The sequence below is a fragment of the Candidatus Enterococcus huntleyi genome (assembly GCF_009933175.1).
Classification (GTDB): domain Bacteria; phylum Bacillota; class Bacilli; order Lactobacillales; family Enterococcaceae; genus Enterococcus_K; species Enterococcus_K huntleyi.
On the sequence record NZ_MAEJ01000032.1, the window covers coordinates 119,571 to 131,826 of the forward strand.

Below are 12,256 nucleotides of genomic sequence, written 5' to 3' on the forward strand. Positions count from 1 at the left end.
ATGGATGCTCAAGAGATTAAATTTTTCGAAGGTTTAAGTGATATTTTAATTGCGCCTATGTTGACTCAAGAAACGACAACAACAGAACCGACGTATGATGCGGTTATTCAACTGCCTATTGCAACTAAATTAGCAATCAAAGGAAACGGGAGTACATTAGAAAAATATGCTTCTAGTAAACTATTTCGCTCCATTAGTCGGGAAACAAAACACGAAATAGGGTTAGACCATGTGGGGATACCAGTTGATTTATTAGACAAACTGAAAGACTTGAAAGCTTCAAAAGGTGTTACATTCAGTAATACGAAAGCTAAACAGTACCCATTTTTTGCATTTGGTTTTATTGGGAATATTGAAGGTGGCGCTCAAATGGCCGTATGGTACCCAAAGGTTCAGTTATCCAATGTGATTGATGAAGAATATGTTACAACTGAGGCAGAAATCGATATTAAAGATGTTACTGCGAATTTAGTAGCATATGGATTAAATATTGAACCCAATAATATGTTTGCTACCTTTAACTCCTTACGAGATACGGCGGCAGGAGTTACGTTAGACAAGTTTATCAAACAACCTGTCATCAGTGAATCACAATGGAATGAATTAGCTGCTGCAACAGGTGGAGGCGGTGGGAAGTAATGGCTAGACTGATTGATTATGGAATCCATGTAAAGGATTTAAAAAATGCAGCAGAAGTCACGATTCGTGGTCAAAAGTTCCCGATAGCTTTTACAATGGAAACAATGGAATATATCGCAGATATCTATGACGACGATTATTCAAAGTTTGAAGAAGAAACAAATCGTATGTTAAAAAGTAAAGGTGATAGAATCTCATCTGCTGATTTAACTGCAGGAGATTTAAAAATTATGCGATCATTAGTTTATGCAATGTTACGAACTGGCGGATTGGAAGATAGTCCAGAAGATATCTTTATCTTTCTAGGAATGAGTCAAAACATAATTGACATTTATGGCGTTTGCATGGAAATTTTCTCAGATCAAACATTTCAGGTCGCTGATATAAAAAAATCCAAGAAGCCACAAGACTTCAAGAATTCAAATCAAACTCAAAAAAGAAAAAACAAAAACAAGCACAAGAAGAAATAGGAACTCCTTGGGCTTTTTATATCTATGTTGCCCTCACTCTTTTAAATTGGAGTGAGGATTTCTTTTTAAAAGCAACGCCCAACTTGTGGCTTAAGTCGTACATCCAATGGGTTCAAGCGAATAATGCTGATTTTGAAGTGCCAGAAACCATTCGCATGGATCAAAGTCCATTCTGGGGATAGGAAAGGAGCGCTAAGATGGCAGGGAAAGAATCTGATGTTGTATTAAGATTTAAAATGGATGGTCAGGTTCAATATGCGAAGACCATAAAAGAAATAAATCAAGAAATGAATCTAGCAGCTACCGAGTACAAAAACCAAGTATCTGCTATGGACAAGGATGCAACACAAACAGAAAAATTAAGGGCAGCAAAACAAAAATTAGAAAAACAAGTGGAGTTAGCTAGTCAGCGAACTAAACAATTAAGAGAAGAGTATGCACAATCAGTAGCAGAAACCGGTCGCTACTCTACGCAATCGGAAAAATTGTATAAAAAGTTACTAGATTCTCAAACTGGAGAAAATAAATTAAAAGATGCTTTAGAAGAAACAAATGAAGCCTTGAAAAAACAAGGTGATGTATCTATCGAAACTGCCAAAAAGTTAGAAAAAATTGAGGAAGCTGGTGAAAAAGTAAAAGGGGTCGGAGAAAAAATGTCCGTAGGAATAACGGCTCCTTTAGTTGGAATTGGTGCAGTAGGGTTTAAAACAGCCAATGATTTAAGTACCGCTCAAGGTCAAATTCGCGCCGCTTTCGGATTAACGGAAGATGAAGCAAAAAATTTAAATCAAGCCATGGAAGATGTTTTTGCTGATGGGATGGTAGAAAGCATTGATGAAGCAAAAGAAGCTGTGATAAAAATTGTAAATCAGTTTCCAGAATTAAAAAAACAAAGCTCTGAAGCTATTCAATCTATGACTGAAAAAGCTTTAACTTTAGAAAAAACGTTCGATTCTGACCTTGACGAAACTATGCGTGGTGCTAATGCGTTAATGACAGCTTATGGATTCAATGGTGAAGAAGCTATGGATCTTATTACAGTTGCAACTCAAAATGGTTTAGACAAAACACACGAGCTAGGAGACAACCTAGCTGAATATGCGACTCAATTTGAGCAATCGGGTTATTCTGCCCAAGAAATGTTTACCATTCTTGAAGCAGGATTGGACGGAGGGGCATATAACCTTGATAAAGTGAACGATTTAGTAAAAGAATTTGGTATACGAGTATCTGACGGAACAATAGAAGGAGCGGTAGAAGGCCTCGGAGGTAATTTTCAATCTTTGTTTAATGAAATAAAGAATGGAGGGCTTACAAATAAAGAAGCCTTTCAGAAACTAGCCAATGAAATCACTAATTTAGGCTCAGAGCAAGAAAAAGCGACAGCGATCTCTGCGATATTCGGTTCTCAAGGAGAGGATTCAGGTATCCAAGTAATTGAAGCTATGTCAAAATCAGCTGATGCAATAAACAAAAACAAAGAAGCATACGAAAATGTCAGTGGCGCGAGTGACAAATTAAAGGAGCAGATGAAAGAAACGGTCACGTATCAAAGTGCCATGAATGAACTGATGCTTGCAGGCTCAGATATTGGAGAAGTATTTGCTCCTTATATTCAAAAAGCAGCTGATGCTGTCAAAGCGTTCGCGCAATGGTTCCAGAGCCTTGATCAAGATTCAAAAAATTGGATAGTCACTATAGGAGTATTAATCGCTACAATCGGTCCTATGCTAGTAGTATTTGGTACTTTAATGGGATCGATTACGAAAGTTGCAGGTGCCATTCGAACGTTACAAGCAGTTTTTGGAGCCATGAAGTTAGCTTTTGCAGCAAATCCATTTATTCTTATTTTAGGAGCTATTGCAGCTCTTGTTGCAGCGTTTGTTTGGGCATATAACAACGTAGAATGGTTTAGGGATGGCGTGAATGCGGTTATTGGTGGCATAAAAGATATTGTCGTTCAATACTTTAATTACATCAAAGGATTTTTAGGGAATGTTTTTGGCGGTATTCTGAAGAATTTTGAAAATTTTTATAATGCAGGTAAACGTATATTCAACGGGTTTATTGATTTTATTACGGGTGTATTTACAGGTGATTGGTCTAAAGCGTGGAATGGGATTGTTGATATCTTTGGAGGGATATTTGATGGTATCTCTGCCGTAGCAAAAGCCCCAATTAATGCCATGATTGGGTTGATTAATGGGTTTTTAGGCGGGTTAAACAACATAAAAATACCAGACTGGGTTCCAGGGGTCGGAGGTAAAGGATTCAAGATATCCACCATTCCTTATCTAGCAAAAGGCGGTCATTTAGTGAATGGACAAGCAATTGTAGGTGAAGCTGGTCCAGAGTTACTAACTGCTAAAAATGGAAAGACTACTGTTACACCATTATCTGATGATGAAAAGCGAAAAGGAATCGGCGGTAAGGTTGGGAGCAATATTACACTTGAACAACATAATCATTTTGGAAATGTTGATGCCAATAACCCTTCGGAACTAGATCGGATGAATCGAAAACTAGCAAGGGCTGAAAAAGAGCTTGAACAAGCATTAGGAGGGATTGTTTAATGAGTGTTACGTTCATGAATTCAGATGAACCAAATTTCATTTGGAAAAATCTAAATGCATTGATTGATATGGAATGCATCATTGAATCAGAACTTCCTGATATATTACCAAACAAGCGATATGAAACTTATTCTGTTGTTGGCAGAAACGGGGAATTAACAGAAACATTCAATGATTATGAGCCTTTTGATTTTGAAATTAAAGATATCAGCGTTCCATACGATCGATTACAAGAAGTTAAGCGTTGGTTGACGGGAAAAAGTAAATTGATTACACATAATGATGAGGACAAATATTTAGATGCGGTTTGTTCCATGAGTAAAGCAGTCTCATTCGAAAATGAATGGGGCTGTTTTTATAAGTTTGACGTGGTATTTCGCTGCCAACCGTTAAAAAAGAGAGTGAATGAGCCACCTAAAATAATAACTTCCTCTCGAATAGATTTTACTGATTCAGGAGACGAACTAGCACATCCATATTTTGAGATTGATTCAAAAGGTGGCAATCTATCTCTAACGATTGGTGTTAAGACAATTTTACTACAAAATACCTTAACAGGAATGATTACTGTAGATACTGAATTGGGAAAGGCTATGCAAGAAGGTGCCCCACTGTTTACTCGTGGTGATTGGCCAACAATTAGCCCCGGAAAAAATCGATTGATTGTATCAGGGAATTTCCAAGAAATTAAATTATGGAATAGGAGCGTGTATCTGTGACACAGAACTTTATTTATGGCTATCAAAAGATACCGAACAATCTCTCCGATCACGGAGCCTCTTTAACTGATTGGCAAGATTTGCCTGAGATTAATCGAGTTTTAAACGGTCAATATCGATTTTATGGGAATTATAAACGTGATGGTCAATTTCGCAGTTACTTAAAAAAAGGAAATTTTCTTAAGGCGATTGTTGAAGATGGTTCCTATCAATATTTTGAAATATATACTGTCAAAAAGAATGTCAATTCTGTTGCTGTTACAGCAAGACATATCGGTTTTATGGCGAATAGAAATTTCATTGTCAATTCTTTTACCGATAATGGAAATGGCACAAAGATTATGAATAATCTATTTAAAAATCTATCGTTTCCTCAGAAATTTAATTATTTATCAAATATTGGTACAACACATCAATTTACGGCAAAACAAGTTGCGCCAATAGAAGCGATTATCGGTTCCAATAATGGCAATCAAAATCTAGTGGGTGTCACTGGTGGAGAATTGGTCATGGATAATTACGATTTAAAACTGGTGAAACAAATTGGCGCAGATAATGGTTTTAGAATTGATTTTGGTATTAATCTTGAGTCAATAGAAGAGGAATATGATGACGATTCGGTCAGAAATAGTCTCTATCTGATTGGGGGAGTTCCTGATAATGATTATGACGAAGATAAAGAGCCTATTGAATATGGTCTGTTAGAAATTTCTGGAGTAACCGATGCAAACAGACGAATTGCGAAAAGAGAAAATTCAGAATGCAAAACAATAAATGACCTAAAAAAATGGGGACAATCTTTATTTGATAAAGACCGGATTCACGAACCAAAAATAACTCATACCGTCAGCATGGTTTCGTTAGAGCATACGCTAGAATATGGTGAAATGTACCAAGAACTGGCTTCTTTACATTTTGGGGATGTCGCACATGTTCGAGCAAAAGAAATTGATATTGAAGTACAAGAGAGAATGGTTGAATACACTTGGTTTCCAACAATTGGAAAGTTTAAAGATATTGTGTTGGGGAATGATTTATCTATGTACACCTCAAAAGTATCTAGCCAAACACAAGAATTGAAAAAAAAGATTGATAATCGAACGGAAACGCTTGTTCAAACGGTATTGAATGCGACAGCTTGGATTACTGGTAATTCTGGCGGTCATGTAATCTTTCGACCTGAAAAAGCCCCGTCTGAAATATTAATTATGGATACTGCAGATGTTGCGACAGCAAAGCGTGTATGGCGCTGGAATTTAAATGGATTGGGATACTCGGAAAATGGTGTGAATGGTCCATTTGGATTAGCTATGACTTCAAAAGGAGAGATAGTAGCTGACTTTATCAAAGTTGGCACTATTCAAGCAGACGTTTTTGAGTCTTCTTTTAATGCATATGGCGACGTAATGAAACTTGTAAAAGGGACTCTACAAGCATGGAACAAAGGTAAAAAAATCATGGAACTGACAAAACGAGGGATGGAGTTTTGGAATACAGAAGGGAATTTAATCGGAACGATTGGAACAACCGATTCTGCCGGAAATCCATTTCCAAATAGTGCCATAAACCCTCCTATCCCAGATCATTCTCTAGTTATAAAAACTGAAGAGGACGGGCATTGGATTGTATTATCTCCCGAATTAGAAAAGGGATTGATGCTTGGCCCGGATTTAGCAAACTATATAGGAAAACGTTTTATTTTTGCTGGTCTTGTACAGGCGAAGGAACTAAAAGTTGTTGATCGAATTGATACAAAAGAACTCTATGTAAATGGTGTGAAAATCGATACTAATGGTGGAGGTAGTAGCGGCGGTGGCGGAAGCTGGAACGGGCAATATCCACCAGAAATAACTACCGATCGAGATAAACGGTATTGGCAAATTTGGGCTATGGCGATTAGTGCAGGATTTTCTAAACAAGCCGCAGCCGCTTTACTGGTAAACGCTCAAGGAGAATCTGATGCAAATCCAATAGCTGATGAAGGCGGAGGACGTCCTGGTTTCGGGTATGGCGTTTGGCAATGGACAGATTCAAATGGAGCATTGAGTGGACGCGTGTATATGATTAACTTAATGACCAAAGCTGGTGTTTCTGATGATCCAGATACCATCCAAGCACAATTTAAATTGCTTATGTGGCATGCACCAAATGGCCAATGGATAGCAACAAGTGCCTATCCGTATTCTTGGTCTCAATTTATGAATATGACCGATATCAACACTGCAGCACAAGCATTTGTATCAAACTTCGAGCGTCCGCTTGACCCACACCCAGAACGGACTACATGGGCGCAGGAATGGTATGACAGATTCGTAAATATCAAGATTCCGGAAAACACAGGATATAAACAACCGATTGCTAATCCACAAGTTACGAGCGAATTCGGATGGCGTACAAGTCCTATAAATGGCTCTCAAGAATTTCATAATGGCATTGATTTAGTCAATAGTAATCCAAACACGCCAATTTTTGCAGCCGCTGATGGTGAGATTATCCAAGCAGGCGCAGAATATTTTGACTGGTACGGAAATTACACGGTGATTAAGCATGCTGACGGAATGTATACGGGCTACGCTCATCAAAGTAGGATAGATGTATCAAAAGGCGCAAAAGTTACGCAGGGACAACAAATTGGGCTAATGGGAACAACTGGCCCATCAACAGGCGAGCATTTACATTTCCAATTTATGGATGAGTTTTATCCGTCATCAAGCGGACATTTTAAGAATCCTCGTGATTATATTAAATTTTAAGATAGGAGCTGAATAATTTTGGCAATTAGATACCCAATTACTCTTTCAACAACAGAGCCCAATAACAATATCGGTTTAATAAAGATACGACAGGCTGATGAAGAAACACAAACCTTGGTAGTAGAAATTACTGAAAATGCCATTCCTAAATCCTACGAAGGGCTACAAGTCTTTTTCTGTGCAAAACTGGGTCAAACGGAAGGTATAGGACTCATTGAGCAAAAACTGAATACAAACGAAATGAAGGATCCTAAAAAAGGTCTATTAGAATATACGATGCGACCTGAGGACTGGCAAGAGTTAGGGCGTCAAGTGGGCTATTTTAGTTTTAGAAAAATGAAAGATGATCATGAGTGGGTTGAACAGTTTTCTACTCGTGATTTTTATTTCCATATCACTAAGAGCGTATTTTCTGACGGCGTTAAAGAAGTTAAAAAGGATGGATCAACTTACGTATGGACAATTGAAGACTTAATTCGATTATTTAATGAATATATCGCTAGTGGTAAAACTGACTGGGAAGACTTTGTCGAACAAAACAAGGATATTATTGAATCTGTTGATCCTGGTGGAGAGCTACTTTCTCGCTTAGGATTATTTAATCGTTTTAGAGCTTGGGACTTTTCTGTGATTGAAAAAATGGAAAATGAGTTTGCCGAGCGAGAATTCAATGTGAAATGGTTTGGCGCGAAAGGTGGTCTAGTTGAAGATGATACTGACGCTATTCAAGCAGCTATCGATAAAGCTGCCGAAAACGGTGGAGGAATAGTGTTGCTACCACTTGAGTCTTATCGCATCACTCATGCTTTAAGAATGAAAGACAATGTAGTTCTAAAAGGTCAAGGATCACAGATGTGGGAGACGAATGCCCAGCGAACAAAGATTGTGTTGGATAGTACCAATATTAATGAAACAGCTATTGATTTTCGTGGAAAGCTGTTAGAAACGAATGATTATCCTGACAAAATTATTTATGATTTAACCAAAATTAAACACACGTTTGGCGCAGCCCTTGTCGATCTGCACATTACCAATATTCCCGAAAATCGAAATAGTGCAGGAGTTATGTTCAATTGTTGCCCAACCTGTTTCCTTCAAAATGTCTCTATTGATGGAACATTCGAAGTGGCGCTTGTATCTGCAATGTCATGGTTTACATCATTTAAACGTGTTTATGCTAAAGGTATATTTGTTGGCGCGTTTATGCAAGGAATGAATGCAAGCAATATTGATATGCTGTTAGTTGGAGGGAGAAATCAAACAGAAGTTGCTAATAATATGAGTTTGAACGTATCTGGAAAAGACAAAATAGACAAATCAGTTGGCTTGTTCTATCGAAATAGTCCAGGAAATACGTTTAATTCGTTGACGGCCGAGTTTTCATATAATGGTCTAATGTTTTACGAAACAGGTAGCGTGATAATTAACGGTTTATATTTAGAAAATCTTATTAACCGAGGGCTAGAAGTTCGCTCCATCACTCAAGTAACTGTTGATGGAGGACATGTTGCAGCCGTGCCAAAGTTGTACAAAATTACAGATAGATCGAGTGTAACAGCAAGCTCTATCGATGTAGCAACCAATGATAAATATATCGAGACGATCGATGATTATTCCAATTTATTATGTATTAACGAGAAATTTCCAAGGTACTCTCATACCCGATTAAAATATATTGGTCATTTTGTAAATAATGTTATAGCAGTAGATTCTGTAAACGGTGATGATGGTAATAGCGGAATCATGTATAACGCAGAAATTCTCTATCCAGTTAAAACATTGGAAAAGGCGTTTGCGATTTGTGAAGCGTCCGAAAACAGCGATTTTACAATTTATTTGCAAAGCGCAAGTACCTATAGTTTAGCTAACTATGCAACAACGCTTACTAAAAAATACACGTTACGAAAACGCGGGTACGGAAATAATCCTGTTATTTGGAGAGGTGGCGCAAGTGCTAAGTCAATCAAAATGGAAGATGGCGCAGTTAGTTTGATTAACGTGAACATCTTAGATGAATCAACAGGAAATGCAATAACAGAGGTTGGTGTATTCAGTTGTTCAGGAAAATCGACACTTGGGTTTCAAAATTGTAACATCAATGTGGGGGTGAATGGCGTTATCCAACCAGGTTACAATAGAGGGGCGATTATCGAATTATGCTTTGCCACTTGCACGTTGTCTGGAAGCTGGTTAGTAGCACGGCAAGCAACAGGACTCGGAAAAGCAGTAGTTATTGAGACTAGCTCATCTACAACATTACCCTCATCAATGGCGACTAATGGGATACCATCAACTGTTAATTTTTTAGCATCGACATTATTTAATAAGTAGTTATTGAGAGACTTACAATTGTAGGTCTCTTTTTCCTATTAGATAAGGAGTCGATTAAATGAAATGGTATGAAAAAATTGAGCGCCATCATGTTTGGCGAGCGATTGCGTTGTTTTATCTGTTTGGTTTTGGCTTACTGTTGCACTGGTTTTTAAAATAGAAAAGGAAAGTGAGTATATATGGATATGAAAATGTTACTTTGGGCAGAAGAAATGATGAAAAACGAGTATGGGAAAGTCTTAATTTGGTTAGGGTTTGTAATTATCTTGATGGCCATTGATATGGTCACTGGGTTTATTCAGGCATACATTAACCATGAAATTAAATCAGGAAAGATGAGTACAGGATTGCTTAAAAAGTTTGCATTGCTACTTGTTTTAGTGGCTATCATTCCGTTAACGATTGTACTTCCTGAATTGTTTTCAGTAAGTATTATTGTAGGTGTGTATGTGTTAGAGACGCTAAATGAGATGGTTAGTATCATTGAAAACCTAAATAAATTAGGCGTGGCTACAGCTATGTTTGAGCCGATTATAAAACGTCTGCAGAGCGGAACGAAGGAGGATGATAAATAATGGCAATTAATATAGAAACGGCTATTAATCATATGGAATCACTAAAGGCAAAGGGAGTCACGTACTCGATGTATGGCTCACGAGTGGGAACAGATGGCACAGCTGATTGTAGCGGCGCTATTTTTGCTTCATTAAGAAAAGCTGGGGCGTATAATCCTGGTTGGATACTCAATACTGATAGTATGCACGCATGGTTACTAAACTTAGGTTTTAGTTGTATCGCTACGAATAAAGAGTGGACGGCTAAACGTGGTGATATTGTCATTTTTGGCAAAAAGGGAGCGAGTGGAGGGGCTGCAGGACATGTTGTAATCTTTACTAGTCAATCTCAAATTATTCATTGTAACTATCCTAAAAATGGTGTGACGATAGATAATGAAGCTACAACTTGCCCTTATTCAATGGGCTGGTATGTGTACCGTTTAAGTAATTCATCTAAATCAGAGCCGAGCCAACCAAATGACAAAGGGCTAGAATGGATTGAAAGTGGAAGTTTTAAGCTAATAGAAAACAATGTAGCTTTGCGATCAGATAAGAAGACAAGCAGCAAACTAATTGCGCGATTAACTAAAGGTGATGTTGTTAAGTATGACCGCGCCTATAAAGCACCAAATAACTATATTTGGATTCGTCAAAAACGTGCGAGTGGTTATGCTTGGATTGCGACAGGTGAAACCGACAAAAATAATAAACGTGTAAGTAGCTGGGGAAATTTCTATTAGTTATCTAAAAAGCCAAGTATCCGTGAGTGGGTACTTGGCTTTTTTTATTTTATGCGAATTGAGTCTCCAGGAGATAAAAAGTAACTGTCGGGACTCATCCCATTCAACTCATAAATAGTTTCTACTGGAACACCAGTACGAGCAGCAATTTGGTCAGGATTTTCCCCCGCCTGAACAGTAGTATATTCTTCTCCTTGTGGTGCTGGTTCTGATTCTGCTATTTTATACTCAGATTGTTCAGTTTGTTTCGGAGGTTCGATGGTATATTCTTCATATGACGGTTCGCTAAATTCAGGTGTTTCTATTGCAGCAGATGCCATATAGGCATCAATTATTTTTTGAGCTTCTTCAGAATAAACTGCAATTAACTTACCTGCCCATTCTTCATAAACAGAATAGTCATCTTTATTATTTAATTGTAATTCAGCCATTTTCGCTACGCCTTCATTTGAAGTTTCTGCAAGCTTTGCTACTTTTTTATTTGATAGTTCGGCTAAAGCATTAATTCCGCCTTGAATAGAAGGATATTCTGCATTATATTCATCAACCAGTTTAGGCGACTCATCCTGCATTTTTTTAGTGTACTCATCAAGTATGGACTGATAAGATGCTTTTGGCGCTACTTCTTTTTTTGTTTTATTAATTTTTTCAGAAGGTTTTGTTGTGCTTGTCTCAGTAGTACTTACTTTTGTTGTTGAGGAGCTGCTAGTGGATGAACTACTATTTATAGTATTTTCTTTACTTGAGCATCCACCTAAAATCATAATTGATAATACAGTGATTCCTAACCCTAGTTTTTTCAAATTTCTCCCTCACTTCTCCTATTAATATTCAACCCCATTATATCAGATTACATATAAAAAAATACCACCATTTTTATGGTGGCAACGGACAATATGCTGTTCAAGTAAGTTGTGTTTAGAGGCGTCCGCATATCTATTATAGCAGAGCCTTACTTTTTGGATAAACACTATGCTCGAATTCATACATAATTTTCGTTTTTCCAATTGCATTATATTTCCTAGTCACAAATTGATTTCTTTTATTGTATAGACCAAGTATAGACAGTTGCATTCCTTCATCTACATCGGCTAGAAAGGACAAGGAGTGCAGACTAATCAAACAGTTAACGTTTTTGTCATTGGTTATTAAAGTAAATCGTACAAGTGGCTGTGCGGTAAACTGCAAAACTCGAATCTTATCAACTGTGCCAGTCAAATTAATCATGGAATCACTCCTTTAAATTATTTTTTTTGATGTACTTCAGCTTCAAGGATGTAACGTACTCTTAGTTTCCCGTCTTTTATAATTGTTTCCTTTTCTAAACTTACAGGTTGATTGCTTGTTCCTGTAGCAAGAACAGAAATAAAATTCAAGTCAATTTGGGTCTGAACGGTTTCTGTTGAATCTCTGTAAGAATCTGCAAGCTCATTTCCAAAGTTATTTCTAATAAATTCTTCCATCATACTAATCA

At 37.4% G+C, this 12,256-nt stretch carries 11 protein-coding genes; 8 read left to right on the plus strand and 3 right to left on the minus strand.

The genetic code is table 11. From position 1 onward, the window contains the following. The 8 genes from BAU15_RS15095 (at position 1) to BAU15_RS15130 (ending at position 10,782) form a co-directional block, all read left to right on the plus strand. Positions 1 to 639, plus strand: a complete 639-nt coding sequence (locus tag BAU15_RS15095) for a major tail protein (protein WP_161843553.1) — start codon at positions 1 to 3, stop codon at positions 637 to 639. Continuing rightward, entirely contained in the window at positions 639 to 1,109 is a 471-nt protein-coding gene (locus BAU15_RS15100) for a hypothetical protein (RefSeq protein ID WP_161843554.1), read from the plus strand. The genes BAU15_RS15095 and BAU15_RS15100 overlap by 1 nt, the downstream gene beginning before the upstream one ends. Positions 1,110 to 1,306: 197 nt before the next feature. Beyond that, the gene (locus BAU15_RS15105) at positions 1,307 to 3,682 is read left to right on the plus strand and encodes a phage tail tape measure protein (protein ID WP_161843555.1); all 2,376 of its coding nucleotides are present in this window, start codon (positions 1,307 to 1,309) and stop codon (positions 3,680 to 3,682) included. Beyond that, the gene (locus BAU15_RS15110; RefSeq protein WP_237580214.1) at positions 3,682 to 4,401 is read left to right on the plus strand and encodes a phage tail protein; all 720 of its coding nucleotides are present in this window, start codon (positions 3,682 to 3,684) and stop codon (positions 4,399 to 4,401) included. Before BAU15_RS15105 ends, BAU15_RS15110 begins: the two co-directional genes overlap by 1 nt. Next, entirely contained in the window at positions 4,398 to 7,154 is a 2,757-nt protein-coding gene (locus BAU15_RS15115) for a phage tail tip lysozyme (RefSeq protein ID WP_161843556.1), read from the plus strand. The genes BAU15_RS15110 and BAU15_RS15115 overlap by 4 nt, the downstream gene beginning before the upstream one ends. Before the next feature lie 18 nt (positions 7,155 to 7,172). Further along, positions 7,173 to 9,485 carry a phage baseplate upper protein gene (locus tag BAU15_RS15120; protein ID WP_161843557.1) on the plus strand — a complete coding sequence of 771 codons (2,313 nt, stop codon included), beginning with the start codon at positions 7,173 to 7,175 and terminating at the stop codon, positions 9,483 to 9,485. A gap of 179 nt (positions 9,486 to 9,664) precedes the next feature. Then, complete coding sequence (locus tag BAU15_RS15125; protein WP_161843558.1) at positions 9,665 to 10,060, plus strand: phage holin family protein; 396 nt, start codon at positions 9,665 to 9,667, stop codon at positions 10,058 to 10,060. Continuing rightward, positions 10,060 to 10,782, plus strand: coding sequence for a peptidoglycan amidohydrolase family protein (locus BAU15_RS15130; RefSeq protein WP_161843559.1), 723 nt, complete (start codon positions 10,060 to 10,062; stop codon positions 10,780 to 10,782). The genes BAU15_RS15125 and BAU15_RS15130 overlap by 1 nt, the downstream gene beginning before the upstream one ends. A 44-nt stretch (positions 10,783 to 10,826) precedes the next feature. Here BAU15_RS15130 and BAU15_RS15135 read toward each other — a convergent pair whose 3' ends face one another. The 3 genes from BAU15_RS15135 to BAU15_RS15145 form a co-directional block, all read right to left on the minus strand. Then, a complete protein-coding gene (locus BAU15_RS15135) occupies positions 10,827 to 11,585 on the minus strand; it encodes a LysM peptidoglycan-binding domain-containing protein (RefSeq protein WP_161843560.1) in 759 nt (252 codons plus the stop codon). Between the two features lie 136 nt (positions 11,586 to 11,721). Next, positions 11,722 to 12,009 carry a hypothetical protein gene (locus tag BAU15_RS15140; protein WP_161843561.1) on the minus strand — a complete coding sequence of 96 codons (288 nt, stop codon included), beginning with the start codon at positions 12,007 to 12,009 and terminating at the stop codon, positions 11,722 to 11,724. Between the two features lie 17 nt (positions 12,010 to 12,026). Then, positions 12,027 to 12,245, minus strand: coding sequence for a hypothetical protein (locus tag BAU15_RS15145; RefSeq protein WP_161843562.1), 219 nt, complete (start codon positions 12,243 to 12,245; stop codon positions 12,027 to 12,029). Between the last annotated feature and the right edge of the window lie 11 nt (positions 12,246 to 12,256).